This window comes from Pseudomonas sp. GW531-T4, assembly GCF_017349615.1.
Lineage (GTDB): Bacteria > Pseudomonadota > Gammaproteobacteria > Pseudomonadales > Pseudomonadaceae > Aquipseudomonas > Aquipseudomonas chlororaphis_I.
In genome coordinates, this window is the sequence record NZ_JACMZT010000025.1 from 68163 (window position 1) to 89658 (window position 21496).

Consider the following 21496-nt stretch of genomic DNA (forward strand, 5'->3'; position numbering starts at 1 on the left):
AGGGCCCGCCAATCATCTCAGGGTAGAAGCTCGGGGGCCGGCGCGTAACCCCGTCAACGACCTCCTGTAACAAAAGGTCGCCCACGAACAACTACTGTTGCTGGGCCTTGGCTTCGGCCAGCTGGGTCCAGAGCGCCGGGGCCCCGGCAGATTTGGCGATGATTTCGAGACGCACCTGGTGCTCGGCCAGTTCGGCTTCGCTGGCGCGAATGACCCGCCCACGCTGGCGATCCGCCGACAGACGCCGGATTTCGCTGGCGCGGTTGCCCGAACCTTCGCTGCCGTTGCCGTCCGAGGCGTTGCCGGCCAGGGACAGGCTGGTCTGGCCGCCGGTCATGGTCAGGTAGACGTCGGCGAGAATCTCCGAGTCGAGCAAGGCGCCGTGCAGTTCACGGCCGGAGTTGTCGACGTCATAGCGCTTGCACAAGGCATCGAGGCTGTTGCGCTGGCCGGGGTGACGTTCCCGGGCCATCAACAGGGTGTCGAGGATGGTGCAGTGCTGGGTGATGTCGGCGCGGTCGTGCTGGCCCATCAGGGCGAATTCGTTGTTGATGAAGCCAACGTCGAACGCCGCGTTGTGGATGATCAGCTGCGCGCCCTGGATGAACTCGAAGAACTCGTCGGCGACTTCGGCGAAGCGCGGCTTGCCCACCAGGAACTCGTTGGTGATGCCGTGGACGCCGATCGCGCCCTCGTCGCTCTCGCGATCCGGTTGCAGATAGACGTGGAAATGCCGACCGGTCAGGCGCCGTCCGATCAACTCGACGCAACCGATTTCAATGATCCGGTGGCCGTCGGTCACCGGCATGCCGGTGGTTTCGGTATCGAGTACAACAGATCTGTTGGCCATCAGGGGTCAGCTCTCAACGGTGGAAGTCTTTCAAGGCGCGGGATTTTAGCACGCTCTCGCGGCATGGCACGCATGGCGGATTCGCCTGGCCCCGGCGTGCGCAGTTTTTAACAATCATTCGCAAAGCTCATGCAGTTTGCCGCACAGGGGCTTGTTAGGGTGCGCGACGATATTTTCAGCGGACTCCACCCTGCCATGACTACCTGTAAAACCCGCCTGGCCTTTTTGTTTTGCACCTGCCTGTTCGCCGACATCGGCCAGGCCACCAGCCTGGTGATCAGTACCGACATCACCATGAGCCTGGCCTTGAGCACGACCGAAGGCAGTTCGAAAGCCACCAGTTCCTTCAAGGACGACAAACTGGTGCTCGCCGCCAGGACCGATGCCGCGGCCTTTGTCGCCAGCGCCGGCGAGATCCGCGGCGCCCAGCTGGAAGCAGCGATGCGGCATATTCGCCAGACGCTCGGCAACCCACAGTACTCCGACCTGCAACTGGCCAGCGCCATTCTCACCCTTTGATCGCCCCGGAACAGGGTCACTCATTCACCCCGAGCACCACGCGTTTGTTTAAATGAGCGCAGCCATTGCGCTACTGTACGGCCCACTCAGGCGGGCAGGGCTGGCACCCGGCCTTGCACTCATTTCCAGGAAACCGCCCTCCCATGCTCAAGACTCGACAGATGCTCCCACTGCTGTTGGCCGCGGCCTTCATCAGTGGCTGCTCTTCCCTGCCAGCAACGGGTCCCGACGCCGGGCAAGCCCCCTTGATCGTCGCCCATCGCGGCGGCGCCGCAGACTTTCCCGAGAACACCCTGCTGGCCATCGACAACGCCCTGCGCAACCGTGCAGACATGCTCTGGCTGACGGTGCAACTGAGCCGCGACGGCGTGCCGGTGCTGTACCGACCGGCGGACCTGAGCGCCAATACCCCGGCCTCCGGCGCGGTCAGCGAGAAAACCCTGGCGCAGTTGCAAACACTGAATGCCGGCTGGAACTTCAAGCAGACTGCGGCCGATGGCCAGGTGACATTTCCCTTTCGCTCCCAGGCGGTGAGCATCCCCTCGCTACAGCAGGCGCTGGCGGCGATCCCCGACGCCGTGCCGGTCATTCTCGACATGAAGGCCCTGCCCGCCGCGCCCCAGGCCCAGGCGGTCGCGCAGTTGCTGGAACAGCTGCACGCCTGGAACCGGGTGCTGATCTACTCCACCGATGCCAGCTACCAGCAGGCGTTCGCACACTATCCGCAGGCGCGGCTGTTCGAGTCCCGGGACAACACCCGGGATCGCCTGGCGAGTGTCGCCCTGGCCCACAGCTGTACCACACCGCCGGCGCCAGCCAGCTGGGTGGCTTTCGAGTACCGGCGCCCGGTGCAGCTGGTCGAGACTTTCACCCTGGGTGAGGCCCGTTCCAAGGTGGATGCCCGGCTGTGGACGCCCGCGGCGGTGGATTGCTTCCAGTCCCGGGGCAAGGTGCGGATGCTGGCGATCGGGGTCAATACAGCCGAGGATTACCGAGCAGCCGCCTGCCTGAAGATGGACGCGGTGCTGGTGGATTCGCCCCGCGCGATGCGGGACATGAAGCAGCGGCTCGAACGGCCGCTGCGCTGCGACTGACTACCCGTTCAGGGCATCAGGCCTGTTTGTAACCGCGCACCTCGTCGACGCCGCGGTTGGCCAGTTGGTCGGCCCGTTCGTTGCCGTGGTGGCCGGTATGGCCGCGCACCCATTTCCAGGTGACCTGATGGCGGTTGACCTGCTCATCGAGCTGCTGCCACAGGTCGGCATTTTTCACCGGCTCCTTGGCCGCGGTTTTCCAGCCGCGCTTTTTCCAGTTGGCCATCCACTCGTTGATGCCCTTCATCACATACTGCGAGTCGGTGACCAGGATCACCTGGCACTCGCGCTTGAGTTCTTCCAGGCCGCGGATCGCCGCCATCAGCTCCATGCGGTTGTTGGTGGTGTTGGCTTCGCCGCCCCAGAGTTCCTTCTCCACACCCTTGAACACCAGCAGTGCGCCCCAGCCCCCCGGGCCAGGATTGCCCTTGCAGGCGCCGTCGGTGAAGATTTCTACGCTATCGCTCATGCCAGACTTCCAATCGAAAATACCTGTGGCTTGCCGATCGTCGATCGACAACGCCCAAGCCGGGCAGGTTCGGCCCGGCTGAATTAAAGAGGGGGTTCGCTGTGCCGGCGGTTGACCTTGGCCATCGGCAGCGGCACCAGCTTGCCCATTGGCTCGCGGCGTACCTGGCGCACCGGGCGCAGGCCGACCACTATCTTGCGCGCCACCAGCAGGTAGAAGCCGCCGCCAGACAGTTGCCAGTCACCGGCCTTGCGCTCCCAGCCGGCCAACCGAGCCTGCCAGGCCGCCGAGGCAAGCGGCGGACGATAGCACCCGAAGCGGCGTTTCTCCAGCGCGAAGCCCAGCAGGTTCAGCCAGTCGGCGACCCGCGACGGGGAAATGCAGCGCGCCTTGCGCAAGGCGTCATGGGCGAACACATGCCGCAGGCCCCAACTGCTCCAGGGATTGATACCGACGATCAACAGGTGCCCGCCCGGTCGCACGGCGCTGGCGGCTTCGCGCAGCAGGCCGTGGGGCGACAGGCAGAAATCCAGGCCGTGCTGCAGCACCACCACATCGGCGGCGTGCTCGCTGAGCGGCCAGGCCTGCTCCTCGCAGACGATCTCGACGCCGGGCAGCGGCGCGCCCAGGCGTACATTGCGCTGCACCTGGGGCGCCGCCGGCGGGGTTTGCGCCGACGGGCCGTAATGCACCAGGTAGCCGCCGAAGAAGCGCCCCAGCTCGTCGTCGAGCATGCGTCGTTCTTCATCCAGCAGAAATTGCCCCAGTGGCCCCGACAGCCACTCACGGGCGGCACTGATCAGGGCCAGCCAGTCAGGATCGGCCTGAGCGAACGCTTTATCGGTCATTGCATTCTCCAACCCGCCAAGAAGTTCTAAGATGCGCCAATGTTTTCCGCTTGGCGACTCCAACGATGATACAGATCAGTGCCCTGCCCGCGTTCACCGATAACTACATCTGGTTGTTACAGGACCATCGCCATCAGCGTTGCGCAGTGGTCGACCCGGGTGACGCCGCACCGGTACAGGCCTGGCTTGCCGAACATCCGGGCTGGGTGCTGAGCGATATCCTGGTGACCCATCACCACCACGACCATGTCGGCGGTGTCGAACAGCTGAAAAAAGCCAGCGGCGCCAAGGTCTGGGGCCCGGCCAACGAAAACATCCCGGGGCGCGACGTGGCCCTGCACGACAACGACCGCGCCAGCATCCTTGGCTGGGACTTCGACATCTACGCGGTGCCCGGGCATACCCTGGGGCATATTGCCTACTACCATCACGGCCTGCTGTTTTGCGGCGACACCTTGTTCGCCGCCGGGTGCGGGCGCCTGTTCGAGGGCACGCCGGAGCAGATGCACCATTCCCTGAGCCGCCTGGCCGCGCTGCCCGAAGACACCCTGGTGTATTGCACCCACGAATACACCCTGAGCAACCTGCGTTTTGCCCAGGCGGTGGAACCGGACAACCCGGACATCGCCGAGCGCCTGCGCAAAGTCAGCGAACTGCGAGACAACGGCCGCATGACCCTGCCTTCCACCCTGGCCCTGGAAAAGCTCACCAATCCCTTCCTGCGTACCGGTGAAACATCCGTTAAACAAAAAGCGGACGAACGGAATGGCCTCGATAACCGGGCTCAGAGTGCGGTTTTTGCTGCCTTGCGGGCTTGGAAAGATAAGTTCTAAGCAGGCTGCGAGTTGGTACGAAAATTCTGAATGGTTGACCGCACCGGGTGCGCTTTCTAGAATCGCCCGACATTTTTGCCCGGAACTTACTTCCAGCCAATGTCGTCATCTATTCGTAAATCCATCAATTCAGACGCATTGACGCGGTTGGCTCAAGCCATCGCGGTGGCTGTGTCCGCCACCCTGGCGGGCTGCCAAAGCACGAGCCACGTCCCGCAAACCGACGCTTCGCACACCCAGAATTTCAACGCCCGCATCAAGCAGAAACCCATCTGGCTGAATGAAAAACCCAGCCCGCAATTGCCCCAGGACGTCTGGGAGCGCATGCGCGAAGGTTTCCAGTTGCAGGAAGGCATCGGCGTCAACCCGCGCATCGAACAGCAGCGCCTGTGGTTCGCCAGCAATCCATCGTTTCTCGAGAATGCCAGCGAACGCGGCAGCCTCTATATCCATTACATCGTCGAGCGCCTTGAAGAACGCAACATGCCGCTGGAGCTGGCCCTGCTGCCAGTGATCGAGAGCGCCTACAACCCGATGGCCTATTCCCGGGCCGACGCGGTGGGCCTGTGGCAGTTCATTCCGTCCACCGGTCGTTCCTTCAACCTGCGCCAGACCCGCTTCTATGATGGCCGTCGCGATATCACCGCCTCGACCACCGCGGCCATGGATTACCTGACCCGCCTGCACGACATGTTCAACGGCGACTGGCTGCTGGCCCTGGCGGCCTACAACGCCGGCGAAGGCACGGTCAGCCGGGCCATCGAGCGCAACGAGAAGCTCGGCCTGCCCACCGACTACTGGAACCTGCCGCTGCCGTCGGAAACCCAGGCCTACGTGCCCAAGCTGCTGGCCCTGTCCCAGGTGGTGCTGGCGCCCGAGGCCTATGGCGTCAACCTGAACCCGATCGCCAACGAACCCTACTTCCAGGTCGTCGAAATCAACCAGCGCATGGACCTGTCCAAGGTCGCCGCGGTGGCCAACATCGACGAGGACGAGCTGTTCCAGCTCAACCCGGCCTTCAAGCAGCGCACCACCATCGACGGTCCCCAGCATCTGCTGGTGCCGACGTCCAAGGCGCAACTGCTGAGCGCCAGCCTGTCGACCATGAAGCCCGAGGAGCTGATCAGCCAGCGTTCGTTCAAGCCGGTGTTCGAGGGTGCCGACAGTCGCGAAATGGCCCAGGCCAAGCGCAACTACCGGGTCAAGCGTGGCGATAACCTGTCGCAGATCGCCAAGGCCAACAAGGTCGACGTCAAGGACCTGCAACGCTGGAACAAGCTGAGCGGCAAGCAGCTCAAGGTCGGCCAGACCCTGGTCATGCAGGACACCAGCAAAGCCAAGGGCAGCAGCAAGACCAGCGCCAAGGCTTCCGGCAAGAAGACCCTGGTCGCCAGCGCCGACAAGAAGTCGACCCAGTACAAGGTCAAGCAAGGCGATTCGCTGTACATGGTGGCCAAGCGCTTCAACGTCGAGATGCAACACCTCAAGCGCTGGAATCCCCGCGCCGGCCAGGCCCTCAAGCCAGGCCAGATGCTGACCGTCTACCTGCCTCACTGATCCTGTAGCCGCTGCCGCAGGCTGCGATAGGGCCGCAGGCCCTCCTGCGCTCGGAAGATCCCTGCGACCGTTCCGGTCGATCGCAGCCTTCGGCAGCGGCTACAGGGCTGTGCCAAGCCTTTAGAAATGGATACTCCACCGACGCTGTAGCCGCTGCCGCTAGGCTGCGATAGGGCCGCAGGCCCTCCTGCGCCCTGAAGATCCCAACGACCGTACCGGTCGATCGCAGCCTTCGGCAGCGGCTACAGATTGCGGCATATCCAGCGACGGCAAGCAAATATCGTGGCCAGCCCGGGGTGGCCTTTTTCCTGTCGATACAAGCTGTTACTGTACGGAGCACAAAGCCCAAGCCGCCTGGATCGGATCTCTGCCTTGATGCGTCCCCTCCTCCTGTCCCTAATCAGTCTGGCCTTGAGCTTTCCCGCAAGCGCAACGATCACTGAAAGCCATGGTTACGCGCAGTTCGGCACGCTCAAGTACCCCGCCAAGTTCACCCATTACGACTGGGTCAACCCCGCCGCGCCCAAAGGCGGGACCTTGCGGGTCATGGCGTTTGGCACCTTCGACACCCTCAACCCCTACACCTTCAAGGGCAGCAGCCCGGTTTCCACGCCCAACTTCCTGCAATACGGGGTCAACGAGCTGAACGAGCCGCTGATGGTCGGCACCGGCCAGTACGCGCCGTCCGGCGACGAGCCGACTTCCAGCTACGGCCTGATCGCCCGCTCCGTCGAATACAGCGAAGACCGCAGCTGGGTGGTGTTCAACCTGCGCCCCGAGGCGCGTTTCCACGACGGCCACCCGATCACCGCCTACGATGTGGCGTTTTCCTACCGGTTGCTGCTCAAGGAAGGCCACCCGCAATACCGCACCAACCTGCAGGAAGTGCAGCGCGTGGACATCCTCGGTCCACAGCGCATCCGCTTCGTGTTCAAGCGCTCCGGCAACCCGCTGCTGATCCTGCGCCTGGGCGAGTTGCCGGTGCTGCCGCAGCACTACTGGAAAGACCGCGACTTCAAGGCCACCACCTTCGAGCCGCCGCTGGGCAGTGGTCCCTACCGCATCACCCGGGTGCAACCGGGGCGCTCGCTGCTGTTCGAGCGGGTCAAGGACTACTGGGGCAAGGACCTGCCGGTCAATCGCGGCTTCAACAATTTCAACAAGGTCGCGGTGGAGTTCTACCGTGACAGCGACGTCGCCTTCGAAGCCTTCAAGGCCGGTGAGTTCGACATCTACATCGAGCACCAGGCGAAGAACTGGGCCAATGGCTACAACTTCCCCGCGGTCAATCGCGGCGACATCATCAAGACCCAGGTGGCGCACCAGATCCCGACCCAGACCCAGGGCCTGTTCATGAACAGCCGCCGGGCGATCTTCGCCGACCGTAAGGTGCGCGAAGCCCTGGGCCTGATGTTCGACTTCGAGTGGACCAACCGCACCCTGTTCAGCGGCGCCTACAAGCGCGCGACCAGCTACTACCCCAACAGCGAGTTCTCCGCCACGGGCCTGCCGGTCGGCCATGAATGGCTGCTGCTCTCGCCCTACCGCGAGCAGTTGCCCGCCAGCCTGTTCACCCAGCCCTTCAGCCTGCCGCAGACCGATGGCCGCGGCATCCCGCGGGCGACTCTGCGCCAGGCCCTGGGCCTGCTCGCCGAAGCCGGCTGGAAGCTCAACGGCCAGCGCCTGCTCGACGCCAACGGGCAACCGCTGCGCTTCGAGCTGCTGCTGGTCAACCCGAACCTGGAGCGGATCCTCCAGCCCTACGTCGAGAACCTGGCCAGCATCGGCATCGACGCGCACCTGCGCACCGTGGATCGGGCGCAGTACAAGCAGCGCCTGGACCAGTTCGATTTCGACATGATCCTCATGACCCTGAACCAGACCCTGAGCCCGGGCCTGGAGCAATGGCAGTACTTCCACTCCAGCCAGGTCGGGGTCAAGGGCAGCAAGAACTATGCAGGCATCGACAACCCCATCGTCGATCACCTGCTGGAACAATTGCTCGCCGCGCAGAGCCGCGACGAGCAACTGGCCGCCGGTCGGGCCCTGGATCGGGTGCTGCTGTGGCAGCACTACATCATCCCCAACTGGTACCTCAACTATCATCGCCTGGCGTACCGCAACCGGTTCGCCTTCGTCACCACGCCGCCCTACCAGCTGGGCCTGAGCGCCTGGTGGCTGAAGTCTCTGGAGAAAGCCCAATGATGCCCCTGCGTGCCCTGCTCCCGTGGGCCGGCGGCGTGCTGCTGACGGGAATCGCCTGCCTCGCCCAGGCCGCCCCGCAACACGCCCTGACCCTGTACAACGAACCGCCGAAGTACCCGGCGACCTTCAAGCACTTCGACTACGTCAACCCGGACGCACCCAAGGGCGGTACCTTCCGCGAGTCCGGTTTCGGCGGCTTCGACAGCCTCAACCCGTTCATCAACAAAGGCGTGCCGGCGGACAATATCGGCCTGATCTACGACACCCTGATGCGCCAGAGCCTGGACGAACCCTTCACCGAGTACGGCCTGATCGCTGGGCAGATCGAGAAGGCCCCGGACAACAGCTGGGTGCGCTTCTACCTGCGCCCCGAGGCGCGTTTCCACGACGGCCATCCGATCCGCGCCGAAGACGTGGTGTTCAGCTTCCAGACCCTGATGAAGGCCGGCGCGCCGATGTACCGCGGCTACTACGCCGACGTCGACGACGTGATCGCCGAAGACCCGCTCAAGGTGCTGTTCAAGTTCAAGCACAAGAACAACCGCGAGCTGCCGCTGATTCTCGGGCAGCTGTCGATACTGCCCAAGCACTGGTGGGAGCACCGCGACTTTTCCAAGGGCAACCTGGAAATCCCCCTCGGCAGCGGCCCGTACAGGGTGGCCGAGGTCAAGGCCGGACGCTCGGTGCGCTATGAGCGGGTCAAGGACTACTGGGGCAAGGACCTGCCGATCAACCGCGGCCAGTTCAACTTCGACGTCATGGCCACCGACTATTTCCGCGACAACACCGTGGCCCTGGAAGCCCTCAAGGCCGGCCAGTTCGACTACTGGCTGGAAACCAGCGCGAAGAACTGGGCCAACGCCTACAACATCCCGGCCGTGAGCGAAGGCCGGCTGATCAAGGAGCAGATCCCCAACGGCAACCCCACCGGCATGCAGGGCTTCGTCTACAACCTCCGCCGCCCGCTGTTCCAGGATGTGCGGGTGCGCAAGGCCCTGAGCCTGCTGCTGGACTTCGAGTGGACCAACAAACAACTGTTCAACGGTGCCTACACCCGCACCCGCAGCTACTTCGAGAACTCGGAAATGGCCGCCACCGGCCTGCCCGACGCCGACGAACTGCAGATCCTCGAACCGCTGCGCGGGAAGATTCCCGACCAGGTCTTCAGCGAAGCCTTCCAGCCCTCGGTGTGCGATGGCAGCGGCATGATCCGCGCCCAGCAGCGCCAGGCCTACCAGCTGTTGCAGGAAGCCGGCTGGCGCATCGTCGACGACAAGATGGTCGACGCCCAGGGCAAGCCGGTGGTGATCGAGTTCCTGCTGGCCCAGACCGAGTTCGAGCGCATATTGCTGCCGTTCAAGCGCAACCTCGCGGACCTCGGGATCGACCTGGTGATCCGCCGGGTCGACGTTTCCCAGTACATCAACCGCCTGCGCTCGCGGGACTTCGACATGGTGGTCGGCGGCTTCCCGCAATCGAGTTCGCCCGGCAACGAGCAGCGCGAATACTGGAAGTCCTCCAGCGCCGACAACCCCGGCAGCCGCAACTTCATCGGCCTCAAGGACCCGACCATCGATGCGCTGGTGGAAGACCTGATCAACGCCGACTCGCGCAAGAGCCTGGTGGCCCATGCCCGCGCCCTCGACCGGGTGCTGCAATGGGGCTACTACGTGATTCCCAACTGGCACATCAAGACCTGGCGCGTGGCCTACTGGGACCATATCGGCCACCCGAAGGTCTCGCCCAAATATGACATCGGCACCCAGACCTGGTGGATCAAGCCCGACGCCAAGCCGGCCGTGACCCCGGACACCCACTCGCAGGCCGCCCCCGCCGGCGTGGAGCAATAAGATGCTGGCCTACATTCTGCGGCGACTGCTGCTGATCATCCCTACCCTGTTCGGCATCCTGCTGATCAACTTCGTGATCATCCAGGCCGCGCCCGGCGGCCCGGTGGAACAGATGATCGCCAAGCTCGAGGGTTTCGAGGGCGCCACCAGCCGCATCGCCGGCGGCGGCGCCGAAGTCTCGGTGGCCGGCTCCAGCTACCGTGGCGCCCAGGGCCTGGACCCGGCCCTGGTCAAGGAAATCGAGAAGATGTACGGCTTCGACAAATCGGCGCCGGAACGCCTGTGGATCATGATCAAGAACTACGCCACCCTGGATTTCGGCGACAGCTTCTTCCGCGACGCCAAGGTGGTCGACCTGATCCGCGAGAAACTCCCGGTGTCCATTTCCCTGGGGCTGTGGAGCACCCTGATCATGTACCTGGTGTCGATCCCCTTGGGGATCGCCAAGGCCACCCGCCACGGCAGCCACTTCGACGTCTGGACCAGCTCGGCGATCATCGTCGGCTACGCGATCCCGGCGTTCCTGTTCGCCATCCTGCTGATCGTGATGTTCGCCGGAGGCAGTTATTTCGACTGGTTCCCGCTGCGCGGCCTGACCTCGAACAACTTCGACCAGTTGAGCTGGGGCGGCAAGATCCTCGACTACTTCTGGCACCTGACCCTGCCGGTGACCGCCCTGGTGATCGGCAACTTCGCCACCATGACCCTGCTGACCAAGAACAGCTTCCTCGACGAGATCAACAAGCAGTACGTGATCACTGCCAGGGCCAAGGGCCTGACCAAGCGCCGCGTGCTGTACGGCCATGTGTTCCGCAACGCCATGCTGCTGGTGATCGCCGGTTTCCCCTCGGCCTTCATCGGCATCTTCTTTACCGGATCCTTGCTGGTGGAGGTGATCTTCTCCCTCGACGGCCTGGGCCTGATGAGCTTCGAGGCGGCGATCAACCGCGATTACCCGGTGGTGTTCGGCACCCTGTTCATCTTCACCCTGCTGGGGCTGGTGGTGAAACTGATCGGCGATTTGACCTACACCCTGGTCGACCCACGCATCGACTTCGAAAGCCGGGAGCATTGAGATGAACCTGTCCCCCCTCAATCGTCGGCGCTTCGAACTGTTCAAGGCCAACAAGCGCGGCTGGTGGTCGCTGTGGCTGTTCCTGGTCCTGTTCGGCCTGAGCCTTGGCGCCGAGCTGATCGCCAACGACAAGCCGCTGGTGGTGCACTATGACGACGGCTGGTACTTCCCGGCGCTCAAGCGTTACCCGGAAACCACCTTCGGCGGCGAGTTCCCCCTGGAGGCCAACTACAAGAGCCCGTACATCCGCGAGCTGCTGGCGGCCAAGGACGCCTGGGTGCTGTGGGCGCCGATTCCGTTCAGCTACCAGAGCATCAACTACGACCTGAAGGTCCCGGCCCCCGCGCCGCCCTCGGCGGACAACCTGCTGGGCACCGACGACCAGGGCCGCGATGTGCTGGCGCGGGTGATCTACGGCTTCCGGGTGTCGGTGCTGTTCGCCCTGACCCTGACCATCCTCAGCTCGATCATCGGCGTCATCGCCGGGGCACTGCAGGGCTTCTATGGCGGCTGGGTCGACCTGGCCGGGCAGCGGTTCCTGGAGATCTGGTCGGGGCTGCCGGTGCTGTACCTGCTGATCATCCTCGCCAGCTTCGTGCAGCCGAACTTCTGGTGGCTGTTGGGGATCATGCTGCTGTTCTCCTGGATGAGCCTGGTGGACGTGGTGCGCGCCGAGTTCCTGCGCGGGCGCAACCTGGAATACGTGCGCGCCGCCCGCGCCCTGGGCATGCAGAACGGCGCGATCATGTTCCGCCATATCCTGCCCAACGCCATGGTCTCGACCATGACCTTCATGCCGTTCATCCTCACCGGCGCCATCGGCACCCTGACCGCCCTCGACTTCCTCGGTTTCGGCCTGCCACCCGGCGCGCCGTCCCTGGGCGAACTGGTGGCCCAGGGCAAATCCAACCTGCAGGCGCCGTGGCTGGGCATCAGTGCCTTTGCCGTGCTGGCGATCATGTTGAGCCTGCTGGTATTCATCGGCGAGTCCGCTCGCGATGCCTTCGACCCGAGGAAATGAGATGAATCAGGACAATCTGATCGAAGTCCGCGACCTCGCCGTCGAATTTGTCGTCGGCGAGCACAAGCAACGGGTGGTCGAGGGCATCAGCTTCGACATCAAGCGCGGCGAAACCCTGGCCCTGGTGGGCGAAAGCGGCTCCGGCAAATCGGTGACCGCGCACTCGATCCTGCGCCTGCTGCCCTACCCGCTGGCCCGCCATCCATCCGGCACTATCCACTACGCCGGCCAGGATCTGCTGACCCAGAAAGAGAAGACCATCCGCCATATCCGCGGTAACCGCATCGCGATGATCTTCCAGGAGCCCATGACCTCGCTCAACCCGCTGCACAGCATCGAGAAGCAGATCAACGAGGTGCTGGGCCTGCACAAGGGCCTGACCGGCAAGGTCGCGACCCAGCGCACCCTGGAGCTGCTGGATCTGGTGGGCATCCCCGAGCCGCACAAGCGTCTCAAGGCCCTGCCCCACGAGCTGTCCGGCGGCCAGCGGCAACGGGTGATGATCGCCATGGCCCTGGCCAACGAGCCGGAGCTGCTGATCGCCGACGAGCCGACCACCGCCCTCGACGTCACCGTGCAGTTGAAGATCCTCGAACTGCTCAAGGAGTTGCAGGCGCGCCTGGGGATGGCCTTGCTGCTGATCAGCCACGACCTCAACCTGGTCCGGCGCATCGCCCACCGCGTCTGCGTGATGCAGCGCGGCTGCATTGTCGAGCAGGCGCCCTGCGAAGAGCTGTTCCGTGCGCCGCAGCATCCCTATACCCGCGAACTGCTGGCGGCCGAGCCCAGCGGCAAGCCGGCGACCAATGTGGTCGGCCCGCCGCTGTTGCAGGTCGAGGACCTGAAGGTCTGGTTCCCGATCAAGAAAGGCCTGCTGCGCCACACCGTCGACCATGTGAAGGCGGTGGACGGCATCAACTTCAGCCTGCCCCAGGGCCAGACCCTGGGCATCGTCGGTGAAAGCGGCTCGGGCAAGTCCACCCTGGGCCTGGCGATCCTGCGGCTGATCGCCAGCAAGGGCGCCATCCGCTTCGAAGGCAAGCAGCTGGACGGCCTGTCGCAGCAGCAGGTGCGGCCGTTGCGCCGGGAGATGCAGGTGGTGTTCCAGGACCCTTTCGGCAGCCTCAGCCCGCGCATGTGCGTGAGCCAGATCGTCGGCGAAGGCCTGCGCATCCACAAGATCGGCACCGCCGCCGAGCAGGAACAGGCAATCATCGAGGCGCTCAAGGAAGTCGGCCTGGACCCGGAAACCCGGCATCGCTACCCGCACGAGTTCTCCGGTGGCCAGCGCCAGCGCATCGCCATCGCCCGCGCCCTGGTACTCAAGCCGGCGCTGATCCTGCTGGACGAGCCGACCTCGGCCCTCGACCGCACCGTACAGCGCCAGGTGGTGGAACTGCTGCGCAAGCTGCAGGCCAAGTACAACCTGACCTACCTGTTCATCAGCCACGACCTGGCGGTGGTCAAGGCGCTGAGCCATCAGTTGATGGTGGTCAAGCATGGCCAGGTGGTGGAACAGGGCGACGCGCAAGATATCTTCGCCGCGCCGCAGCATCCCTACACCCGGCAGTTGCTCGAGGCCGCGTTCCTGGTGCCGGCCGCCGAGTGACAACCGGCCAATAAAAAACCGCCTGAGGGCGGTTTTTTATTGGCTGGACTTTCTCCCCGTCCAGCCCACGCAGCGGGCTGGATCAGCGGCTAGTCCTTTATCTGCGGCCCGAGGCCCGGCCTGCTCATGGTCTTGTCGGCGTCCGCCAGCAAGGTTTCCACATCGGCCGGCTGGGCCGGATCGAACTCGATCTGGCCGATGCTGAAACAGATGTCGTAGATGCACTGCTGGGTGGCGGTGCGCTCGTCGAGGATGGCCTGCAGGCGGGCGATGATCGCCAGTTTTTCCACCCGTTCCGAGCCGGTCAGCAGTACCGCGAAACGCTGGTACTCCAGATGCCCGACCACGTCGCTTTCGCGAAAGGCGATACGCAGGCCGTCGGCGAAGGTCTTGAGCGCCGCCTCGCCTTCTTCCGCCCCGTAAGCGCGGGCGATGCGGTAGATATCGTCGAGGTCGAACAGCAGCAAGGTCGCCGGGCAGTTGAGGTCCTTGCAGGCCTGCAATGCATCGCCGGCCAGCACCGCAAAGCCGTGGGGGTTGGGCAGCAGGGTCAGTTTATCGAGGTTGGCTACCTGCACCGCGGCCAGCTCCTGCTCGGCCCGGCGGTTCTGATCGCGCAACAGTTGCCGGGACGGGTCGTCCGCCTCCGGGGATGGCACCTGGTCCGGTGCCTGGACAGGCTTGTCTGGGGAAAACATCGCACACTCCATTGGCGGGTAACTCCTATAGAGCTTAGTTGCCGGGGCCTGCGACTGCCCCACAACCAGCCCTCCCAGGGTGCCCCTGGCGTCAACTTCCGACCGCCGGGCAGGGTCCGCCCGCCTCGGCCCAGAGCTTGAACTGGCTGACGAACACCTCATGGGGCACCGGTACCGGCGCGCGGTTGCCACCGGGCTTCCAGCCCCAGAGCACCAGCTTGTCTTCGCTGACATGCTTGATCAGCGCGGCAAAGTCGCGGTCGCCGTTGCTGGCCTTGTCCTTGATCATCTGGCACAGGCGGTCGGCCGGCAGGCCGATCCAGGCCATCTTGTGCGCCGCCGGCGGCAGGCTCCAGTGCGGCGCCCCCGGCGGCATGTGCGGGCCATAGCTGGCCGGCGGGTTGCTTTCGCCATGGCAGGTAGAGCACGGCAGCCCCGCCGCGCCCTTGCCGTCCAGGCCACGGACCACGGCCATGGCGTGGGGCGTGCCGGCGTCGAACTGCAAGGGCGCATCCCCGGGAATGTGGCAGTTCTGGCAGCGTGGGCTCTGGAACACCTTCTGCACCGTCGCGAACGCCGCCAGCGCCGGTTCATCGGCGGCGAACAGGTCCGAGGCATAACCGCCCAGGCCGACCAGGATCAGCGAACCGAGGAACAGGTGGCGTTTCATCTCACACCCCCGCCAGTTGCAACGGCAGCTCGCGCAGCCGCTGGCCGGTCAGGGCGAACACCGCGTTGGCCACCGCCGGCGCCGTGGGCGGCACGCCCGTCTCGCCGATACCGCCGGGCTTGTCGGTGCTGGCGACTATATGCACCTCGACCCGGGGCATCTCGTTCAGGCGCAACACCTGGAAGTCGTGATAGTTGGACTGCACCACCCGGCCGTCCTTGAAGGAAATGCGGCTGTGCAGGGCCATGCCCAGGCCGAAGGTGATGCCCGACTCCATCTGCGCGACGATGCTTTGCGGGTTCACCGCGATGCCGCAATCCACCGCGCAGACCACCCGGTGCACGCGAATCCGCTCGGCCTCCAGGGACACCTCGGCCACCTGCGCCACATAGCTGCCGAAGGACTCGTGCACCGCCACGCCCAAGGCATGGCCGTTGGGCACGGGCTTGCCCCAGCCGGCCTTCTCCACCGCCAGGTTGAGCACGCCCAGGTGCCGCGGGTGATCCTTGAGCAGGATGCGGCGGTATTCCACCGGGTCCTTGCCCACCGCGTCGGCCATCTCGTCGATCAGCGACTCGACGACGAACGCGGTGTGGGTATGGCCCACGGAGCGCATCCACAGCACGGTGATGCCGGTCATCGGCGAATGCAGGTCGACCCGGTGGTTCGGCGTGCCCTTCAGGTAAGGCCCGTCCGCCAGGCCCTCGACCGAAGTGTTGTCGATGCCGTTCTTGACGAAGCTGGCCTCGAACGAGGTGCCGGCCATGATCGACTGCCCCACCAGCACATGCTGCCAGGCCAGCGGCAGGCCCTGGGCGTCCAGGCCGACCTGTGCCTGATGCAGGAACGCCGAACGGAAGTAGCCGCCGCGCACGTCGTCTTCCCGCGACCAGACGGTTTTCACCGGGGCTGCGGCGGCCTTGGCCACCTCCACCGCTTCGCTGACGAAGTCCGAGGTCGGGTTGGCCCGGCGGCCGAAACCGCCACCCAGAAATTGCGTATGGATCTGTACCTGCTCCGGCTTGAGCCCGGTGATCTTCGACGCGACCATCTGGTCCAGGGTCTGGAACTGGGTGCCGGTCCAGATCTCGCACTTGTCGGCGCCGATGCGCACCGTGCAGTTGAGCGGCTCCATCGGCGCATGGGCCAGGTACGGCACGCTGTATTCGGCCTTGATCACCTGCGCCGCCTTGGCCATGGTCCCGGCCGCATCGCCGGCCTCGGCGACCTTGGTCCCGGGGGTCAGCGCCAGCTTGCGAAAGCTCTGCATCAGGCTTTCGCTGCTCATGTTGGCGTTCGGCCCCAGGTCCCATTCGGCCTTGAGCGCATCGCGCCCCTGCTTGGCCGCCCAGTAATGCTCGGCGACCACCGCCACGCCCGTGGGCACCTGGAGCACCTTGATCACCCCAGGCACCGCCAGCGCCGCCTGGGGATCGAACGACTTGAGCGTGCCGCCGAACACTGGCGAACGCAGGACCACGGCGGTCAGCAGGCCGTCGAAATACATGTCCATGCCGAATTGCGCGCGGCCGGTGATTTTCTCCGGCGTATCCAGGCGCTTGGTCGGCTTGCCGATCAGCCGCCAGTCCTTGGCCTCCTTCAAGTGCAGCGAGGCCGGGTCCGGCACCGGCAGTTGCCCGGCGTCGTTGGCCAGGTCGCCGTAGCTCAGGCGCTGGTCACCGGCCACCACCCAGCCCTGCTCGGTGTGCAGGGTCGAGGGTGCTACTTGCAGGCGCTTGGCCGCGGCTTCGATCAGCATCTGGCGCGCTGCGGCGCCGGCCTGGCGATAGCGGTCGAACTCCATCCAGGTCGAGGTCGAACCGCCGGTGATCTGCATCCCGCCGAACGCCGGCAAGCCATACACCGCGGCGGCCGGCGCGTGCTCGACGCGGATCTTCGACCAGTCGGCATCCAGTTCCTCGGCAATCAGCATCGACAGCCCGGTCCAGATGCCCTGGCCCATTTCCGAATGACCGAGCACCACGGTGACCATGCCGTCCGGAGCGATGCGCAAGAAGGCATTGGGCACAAATTCTTCGCTCGCCGCCCGGGCAAAACGATTGGCCCCCGGAATGACGAACGCCACCACCAGGCCGCCGCCGAGCAGCGCCCCCCCTTTGAGAAATCCACGACGCGACGCAGTGATCATGCCTTGTCCCTCTTAATGCCGACTCAGCCGATTTCGGCGGCGCGTTTGACCGCCGCGCGGATCCGTGGGTAGGTGCCGCAGCGGCAGATATTGCCGGACAGCGCCTGGTCGATATCGCTGTCGGTGGGCGACGGGATCTTCGCCAGCAAGGCCGCAGCCGACATGATCTGCCCCGACTGGCAGTAACCGCACTGCACCACGTCCAGCTCGGCCCAGGCGCGCTGCACCGGGTGCGAGCCGTCCGTCGACAGGCCTTCGATGGTGAGGATTTTCTGCCCGTTGGCCACCGCCGCGGCCGGGGTCACGCAGGAACGCAGCGGCGCGCCGTCGACATGCACGGTGCAGGCGCCGCATTGCGCCATGCCGCAGCCGAACTTGGTGCCGGTCAGGTGCGCCACATCGCGCAGCACCCAGAGCAGCGGCATGTCCGCGGGCACCTCGAGCTGCTGGTCCTTGCCATTGATATTGAGTGTCAACATGCACAATTCCTCAGGCCGAGGGGGGACAGGATTCACGGGATCCTGGAGCGGCGTCGCTGTGGCCGAAGGCCTACGCGCGCCGCGAGGTTTTCCATACAGCTAAGCGCAGTTTGCCGAACAGGCCGGATTCTGCGACCGCCGGTCACGCCCAGCCGGCCTGGACGGGGCGGCCGGGCGATGAGCGCAGCATCAGAAATCGGTGGAGGCCGACAGCGCCCGCCAGGTCGCGGTTTCCTGCTCGACGTAGGCGTTCTTCGCCGCGATGGCGCCCAGGGTGTCGGTGCCCAGGGGCAGGCGCAGCGGCGGTTGCTCGGCTTCGACCAGGGCGATCATCGCCTGCGCCAGCTTGTCCGGATCGCCCGGCTGCTGCTGGTTATAGGCCTTGGCCTGCTGGCGTACCTGGCCAACGGTGGTCGTGTAGTCGGCGATCGAGGCCGGCGACTCCAGCAACGAATTGCCATCGAGGAAGTCGGTGCGGAAGTAGCCCGGCTCGACCACCGTGACCTTCACGCCCAAAGGCGCCAGCTCGCTGTGCAGGGCTTCGCTCAAGCCTTCGACGGCGAACTTGGTCGAGCAGTAGACCCCGTAGCCCGGCCCCGACTGATAGCCGCCGATCGACGAGATATTGATCACATGACCGCTGCGGGCGGCGCGCATGTGCGGCAGCACCCCGCGGGTGACATTGAGCAGGCCGAACACGTTGGTTTCATAGACCCGGCGGATCTCGTCGCCGCTGGCCTCCTCCACCGCGCCGAGCAGGCCGAAGCCGGCGTTGTTGACCAGCACGTCGATGCGGCCGAAATGCTCGACGGCCATCTGCGCCACGTCGCGGGCCTGGGCCTCGTCGGTGACATCCAGCTGCGCCGCCAGCAGGCCCGGCTGCGCGCCGAAACGCTCGCTGAGCGACTGGGCATTGCGCGCGGTGGCCACCACCGCATCGCCGTGGGCCAGGGCTGCGGCGGTGATTTTCGCGCCGATGCCACGGGAAGCCCCGGTGATCAGCCAGACACGTTTGAAAGGGGTTTGAGCAGTCATGATCAGTACCTTGTAAGGAGTGGGTGAGCACAAGGTACGCAGGAACATTGGTGAGAAAAATGGCTCCGTGCTACAAGCACTATGAACGTGTCTTTCATAATGGCCTTGCAATGAACCAGGACCCTTTCGACGGCCTGACCGAGTTTCTCGCCGTCGCCGAACACAAGAGCTTCACCCTCGCCGCCAGTCAGCTGGGGGTGACCCCGACTGCCGTGAGCCATGCGGTAAAGACCCTGGAGCGGCGTACCGGGGTGCTGCTGTTCCAGCGCACCACCCGCCGCGTGGCCCTGACGGAAGCCGGCAGCAGCCTGTTCATCCGCCTGCGCCCGGCCGCCAGTGAAATCGGCGACGCCCTGGCGGTGCTGGGCAGCTATCGCGACCGGCCGATGGGCACCTTGCGCCTGACCGCGCCACGGCTGTCCGGCAAGCTGCTGATCGAACCCCTGGTCTCGCGCTATCGCGCGGCCTATCCCGACGTCAGGCTGGAGATTTCCCTGGACGATGCCACGGTCGACCTGGTCAGCGAAGGCTTCGATGCCGGTATTCGCCTGGGCGAGTCGATCGAAAAGGACATGGTCGCCGTGCGCCTGACCCCGGACCTGCAATGGTCGGTGGTGGGCTCCCCGGACTATTTTGCCCGGGCCGGCAGGCCACAGACCCCGGAAGAACTGACCCGGCACCAGGGCATCGGCTTTCGCTTCCTCACCTCGGGCACGACCCACCGCTGGGAGTTCCGGCGCAATGGGCGGGATTTCACCGTCGGCGTCGAGGGTGCGCTGGTGGTCAACGATCGGCACTTGCTGGTCGCCATGGCGCGGGGCGGACAGGGGCTGGCCTACGCCTGCGACTTCGAGGTGGCCGACGACCTGGCCAGCGGGCGCCTGGAGTCTGTGCTGCAACCGTTCGTCCCGCTGAGCTCGGGCCTGTACCTGTACTTTCCCAGCCGCACCCAGAGCCAGCCGAAACTGCGCGCCTTTATCGACATGGCCAACGCCTGGGTCGCCGAGCAAGGGCGGCGATCCTGAGCCGGATGCGCGGGCTCGATACCGCTCCTCGCCCGGCTGCGCTTTGTCGATCTACGGCAGCCCCGGCCGCCCCCGGGCTGGCTACGCTTGCTCAAGCATGGACCATCCGCCGAGGAGAACCGTCATGTCGCACATTCATCGCATCACCCCCTGCCTGTGGTTCGACCATCAGGCCGAAGCCGCCGCCCAGTTCTACTGTTCGGTCTTCGAGCACTCGCGCATCACCGCCCTCACCCACTACGGCAAGGCCGGCTTCGAGTTCCACGGTCGCCCGGAAGGCTCGGTGATGACCGTGTCCTTCGAGCTCGATGGCCAGACCTTCACCGGCCTCAACGGCGGCCCGGTGTTCCAGTTCAACGAAGCGGTTTCGCTGCAGGTCAACTGCCAGAACCAGGGCGAAATCGATCATTTCTGGAGCGCCCTGTCCTACGGCGGCGATCCCCAGGCCCAGCAGTGCGGCTGGCTCAAGGACAAGTTCGGGCTGTCCTGGCAGATCGTGCCCTGCGCGCTGAACCACTGGATGACCGACCCCGATACGGCCAAGTCGCAGCGGGTGATGCAGGCCCTGCTGCAGATGAAAAAACTCGATATCGCCGCGCTGGAGCGAGCCTTCGCCGGCGAGACCTAATACACTCGCAGGCCGACGCTTGCCGATGGGATGCCTTTGATGAAGCCGAGCTTGAGCCCCAGCCTCGATACCGCCCCGCAGTTCTGGCGCGATGCGGCGCTGCCCTTTATCGAGGCCCGCTCGATCGCCGACGGGCGCAAGGTCTGTTACGCCCGGCATGCCCATGAACATTTCTCCATCGGCGCCATCACCGCCGGGCACAGCACTTACCTGCACGAGCAGGCGCAATTTCGCATCAGTGCCGGCACCGTGGTGCTGATGAACCCCGGCGAAGTGCATGCCTGCAACCCGATCGACGACCAGCCCTGGTCGTATCTCATGCTCTATGTCGACACCCCCTGGCTGACCGACCTGCAGCATCAGCTGGGGTTCAGCCAGGACCAGGGCTTTCGCGCCTTTTCCACGCCCCACAGCGACGACCCCGAACTCTATGCCGGGCTCAACCGCCTGTATGAAGTGCTGGTGGACGAACAGGCCGAGGTCCTGCAAAAACACAGCGCCGCGGTGGCGTTTTTCAGCGACCTGCAACAGCGCCTGAACCCGGCCAGCCGGCCACCGCGCGAGAGCAACCAGAAGCTGCAACGGGCCGCCGACTACATTCGCCAACACTGCACCCGCTCGCTGAAGCTGGAGGAAATCTGCCAGGCCGCCGAGCTGTCGCCGTCCTACCTGATCCGCGCCTTCAAGCAGCATTACGGCATGACGCCCCACGCCTTCGTGGTCAACCAGCGGGTGCAGTTCGCCCAAAGCCGGCTGCGGGACGGCGAGCCGATCGCCGACGTGGCCCTGGAAGCCGGCTTCGCCGACCAGGCGCATTTCCAGCGCGCCTTCAAGCAGCACCTGGCGGCGACGCCGGGGCAATATCGCAGGTGATGCGTCGCC

The 21496-nt window shown here is 65.1% G+C and carries 20 protein-coding genes; 12 read left to right on the forward strand and 8 right to left on the reverse strand.

Annotated elements, in window-relative coordinates; genetic code table 11:
• Nucleotides 1–91: 91 nt before the first annotated feature.
• Nucleotides 92–850 carry a DNA polymerase III subunit epsilon gene (gene dnaQ / locus J4D28_RS19835; protein ID WP_009048710.1) on the reverse strand — a complete coding sequence of 253 codons (759 nt, stop codon included), beginning with the start codon at nucleotides 848–850 and terminating at the stop codon, nucleotides 92–94.
• Between the two features lie 195 nt (nucleotides 851–1045).
• On the opposite strand from dnaQ, the gene J4D28_RS19840 reads away from it, so the two are divergent.
• Both J4D28_RS19840 and J4D28_RS19845 read left to right on the forward strand, forming a co-directional pair.
• A complete protein-coding gene (locus J4D28_RS19840; protein WP_038579500.1) occupies nucleotides 1046–1369 on the forward strand; it encodes a DUF2388 domain-containing protein in 324 nt (107 codons plus the stop codon).
• Between the two features lie 143 nt (nucleotides 1370–1512).
• Nucleotides 1513–2463 carry a glycerophosphodiester phosphodiesterase family protein gene (locus tag J4D28_RS19845; RefSeq protein WP_103330966.1) on the forward strand — a complete coding sequence of 317 codons (951 nt, stop codon included), beginning with the start codon at nucleotides 1513–1515 and terminating at the stop codon, nucleotides 2461–2463.
• 16 nt (nucleotides 2464–2479) lie between these two features.
• Here the strand turns inward: J4D28_RS19845 and rnhA are convergent, their stop codons facing one another.
• Together rnhA and J4D28_RS19855 are read right to left on the reverse strand one after the other, a co-directional pair.
• Nucleotides 2480–2932 (reverse strand): ribonuclease HI, encoded by a 453-nt coding sequence (rnhA, locus tag J4D28_RS19850; protein ID WP_009048707.1) that lies wholly within the window; start codon nucleotides 2930–2932, stop codon nucleotides 2480–2482.
• An 83-nt stretch (nucleotides 2933–3015) separates the two neighbouring features.
• The gene (locus tag J4D28_RS19855) at nucleotides 3016–3780 is read right to left on the reverse strand and encodes a class I SAM-dependent methyltransferase (RefSeq protein ID WP_009043593.1); all 765 of its coding nucleotides are present in this window, start codon (nucleotides 3778–3780) and stop codon (nucleotides 3016–3018) included.
• Between the two features lie 65 nt (nucleotides 3781–3845).
• On the opposite strand from J4D28_RS19855, the gene gloB reads away from it, so the two are divergent.
• From gloB to J4D28_RS19890, 7 genes are all read left to right on the forward strand, one after another.
• Nucleotides 3846–4613: a hydroxyacylglutathione hydrolase gene (gene gloB / locus J4D28_RS19860; RefSeq protein WP_009048705.1), complete on the forward strand. Its 768-nt coding sequence runs from the start codon at nucleotides 3846–3848 to the stop codon at nucleotides 4611–4613.
• Between the two features lie 99 nt (nucleotides 4614–4712).
• Nucleotides 4713–6170 (forward strand): transglycosylase SLT domain-containing protein, encoded by a 1458-nt coding sequence (locus tag J4D28_RS19865; protein ID WP_028682275.1) that lies wholly within the window; start codon nucleotides 4713–4715, stop codon nucleotides 6168–6170.
• Between the two features lie 375 nt (nucleotides 6171–6545).
• Nucleotides 6546–8375, forward strand: a complete 1830-nt coding sequence (locus J4D28_RS19870) for an extracellular solute-binding protein (protein WP_037005854.1) — start codon at nucleotides 6546–6548, stop codon at nucleotides 8373–8375.
• Nucleotides 8372–10225, forward strand: coding sequence for an extracellular solute-binding protein (locus tag J4D28_RS19875; protein WP_028682277.1), 1854 nt, complete (start codon nucleotides 8372–8374; stop codon nucleotides 10223–10225). Before J4D28_RS19870 ends, J4D28_RS19875 begins: the two co-directional genes overlap by 4 nt.
• A 1-nt stretch (nucleotide 10226) precedes the next feature.
• Nucleotides 10227–11300, forward strand: a complete 1074-nt coding sequence (locus J4D28_RS19880) for a microcin C ABC transporter permease YejB (RefSeq protein ID WP_009048701.1) — start codon at nucleotides 10227–10229, stop codon at nucleotides 11298–11300.
• 1 nt (nucleotide 11301) lies between these two features.
• A complete protein-coding gene (locus J4D28_RS19885; protein ID WP_009048700.1) occupies nucleotides 11302–12321 on the forward strand; it encodes an ABC transporter permease in 1020 nt (339 codons plus the stop codon).
• A 1-nt stretch (nucleotide 12322) separates the two neighbouring features.
• Nucleotides 12323–13930, forward strand: a complete 1608-nt coding sequence (locus J4D28_RS19890; RefSeq protein WP_028682278.1) for an ABC transporter ATP-binding protein — start codon at nucleotides 12323–12325, stop codon at nucleotides 13928–13930.
• A gap of 89 nt (nucleotides 13931–14019) precedes the next feature.
• On the opposite strand, the gene J4D28_RS19895 is transcribed toward J4D28_RS19890, so the two are convergent.
• From J4D28_RS19895 to J4D28_RS19915, 5 genes are all read right to left on the reverse strand, one after another.
• A complete protein-coding gene (locus J4D28_RS19895) occupies nucleotides 14020–14628 on the reverse strand; it encodes a GGDEF domain-containing protein (RefSeq protein WP_009048698.1) in 609 nt (202 codons plus the stop codon).
• Between the two features lie 91 nt (nucleotides 14629–14719).
• A complete protein-coding gene (locus J4D28_RS19900) occupies nucleotides 14720–15298 on the reverse strand; it encodes a hypothetical protein (RefSeq protein WP_028682279.1) in 579 nt (192 codons plus the stop codon).
• 1 nt (nucleotide 15299) lies between these two features.
• Nucleotides 15300–17447: a xanthine dehydrogenase family protein molybdopterin-binding subunit gene (locus tag J4D28_RS19905; protein ID WP_028682280.1), complete on the reverse strand. Its 2148-nt coding sequence runs from the start codon at nucleotides 17445–17447 to the stop codon at nucleotides 15300–15302.
• A 23-nt stretch (nucleotides 17448–17470) separates the two neighbouring features.
• Nucleotides 17471–17926, reverse strand: a complete 456-nt coding sequence (locus tag J4D28_RS19910; RefSeq protein ID WP_009048695.1) for a (2Fe-2S)-binding protein — start codon at nucleotides 17924–17926, stop codon at nucleotides 17471–17473.
• Nucleotides 17927–18115: 189 nt separating this feature from the next.
• Entirely contained in the window at nucleotides 18116–18961 is an 846-nt protein-coding gene (locus tag J4D28_RS19915; protein ID WP_028682281.1) for an oxidoreductase, read from the reverse strand.
• Between the two features lie 110 nt (nucleotides 18962–19071).
• On the opposite strand from J4D28_RS19915, the gene J4D28_RS19920 reads away from it, so the two are divergent.
• From J4D28_RS19920 to J4D28_RS19930, 3 genes are all read left to right on the forward strand, one after another.
• Nucleotides 19072–19986 carry a LysR family transcriptional regulator gene (locus J4D28_RS19920; RefSeq protein ID WP_038579526.1) on the forward strand — a complete coding sequence of 305 codons (915 nt, stop codon included), beginning with the start codon at nucleotides 19072–19074 and terminating at the stop codon, nucleotides 19984–19986.
• 124 nt (nucleotides 19987–20110) lie between these two features.
• Nucleotides 20111–20614: a VOC family protein gene (locus J4D28_RS19925; RefSeq protein WP_038632039.1), complete on the forward strand. Its 504-nt coding sequence runs from the start codon at nucleotides 20111–20113 to the stop codon at nucleotides 20612–20614.
• 39 nt (nucleotides 20615–20653) lie between these two features.
• A complete protein-coding gene (locus J4D28_RS19930) occupies nucleotides 20654–21487 on the forward strand; it encodes an AraC family transcriptional regulator (RefSeq protein ID WP_103330965.1) in 834 nt (277 codons plus the stop codon).
• Nucleotides 21488–21496: the final 9 nt, after the last annotated feature.

Coding starts and splice junctions, on each gene's coding strand:
- dnaQ (WP_009048710.1), bottom strand. CDS start 850: ATGGCCAACAGATCTGTTGTACTCGATACCGAAACCACCGGCATGCCG.
- J4D28_RS19840 (WP_038579500.1), top strand. CDS start 1,046: ATGACTACCTGTAAAACCCGCCTGGCCTTTTTGTTTTGCACCTGCCTG.
- J4D28_RS19845 (WP_103330966.1), top strand. CDS start 1,513: ATGCTCAAGACTCGACAGATGCTCCCACTGCTGTTGGCCGCGGCCTTC.
- rnhA (WP_009048707.1), bottom strand. CDS start 2,932: ATGAGCGATAGCGTAGAAATCTTCACCGACGGCGCCTGCAAGGGCAAT.
- J4D28_RS19855 (WP_009043593.1), bottom strand. CDS start 3,780: ATGACCGATAAAGCGTTCGCTCAGGCCGATCCTGACTGGCTGGCCCTG.
- gloB (WP_009048705.1), top strand. CDS start 3,846: ATGATACAGATCAGTGCCCTGCCCGCGTTCACCGATAACTACATCTGG.
- J4D28_RS19865 (WP_028682275.1), top strand. CDS start 4,713: ATGTCGTCATCTATTCGTAAATCCATCAATTCAGACGCATTGACGCGG.
- J4D28_RS19870 (WP_037005854.1), top strand. CDS start 6,546: ATGCGTCCCCTCCTCCTGTCCCTAATCAGTCTGGCCTTGAGCTTTCCC.
- J4D28_RS19875 (WP_028682277.1), top strand. CDS start 8,372: ATGATGCCCCTGCGTGCCCTGCTCCCGTGGGCCGGCGGCGTGCTGCTG.
- J4D28_RS19880 (WP_009048701.1), top strand. CDS start 10,227: ATGCTGGCCTACATTCTGCGGCGACTGCTGCTGATCATCCCTACCCTG.
- J4D28_RS19885 (WP_009048700.1), top strand. CDS start 11,302: ATGAACCTGTCCCCCCTCAATCGTCGGCGCTTCGAACTGTTCAAGGCC.
- J4D28_RS19890 (WP_028682278.1), top strand. CDS start 12,323: ATGAATCAGGACAATCTGATCGAAGTCCGCGACCTCGCCGTCGAATTT.
- J4D28_RS19895 (WP_009048698.1), bottom strand. CDS start 14,628: ATGTTTTCCCCAGACAAGCCTGTCCAGGCACCGGACCAGGTGCCATCC.
- J4D28_RS19900 (WP_028682279.1), bottom strand. CDS start 15,298: ATGAAACGCCACCTGTTCCTCGGTTCGCTGATCCTGGTCGGCCTGGGC.
- J4D28_RS19905 (WP_028682280.1), bottom strand. CDS start 17,447: ATGATCACTGCGTCGCGTCGTGGATTTCTCAAAGGGGGGGCGCTGCTC.
- J4D28_RS19910 (WP_009048695.1), bottom strand. CDS start 17,926: ATGTTGACACTCAATATCAATGGCAAGGACCAGCAGCTCGAGGTGCCC.
- J4D28_RS19915 (WP_028682281.1), bottom strand. CDS start 18,961: ATGACTGCTCAAACCCCTTTCAAACGTGTCTGGCTGATCACCGGGGCT.
- J4D28_RS19920 (WP_038579526.1), top strand. CDS start 19,072: ATGAACCAGGACCCTTTCGACGGCCTGACCGAGTTTCTCGCCGTCGCC.
- J4D28_RS19925 (WP_038632039.1), top strand. CDS start 20,111: ATGTCGCACATTCATCGCATCACCCCCTGCCTGTGGTTCGACCATCAG.
- J4D28_RS19930 (WP_103330965.1), top strand. CDS start 20,654: ATGAAGCCGAGCTTGAGCCCCAGCCTCGATACCGCCCCGCAGTTCTGG.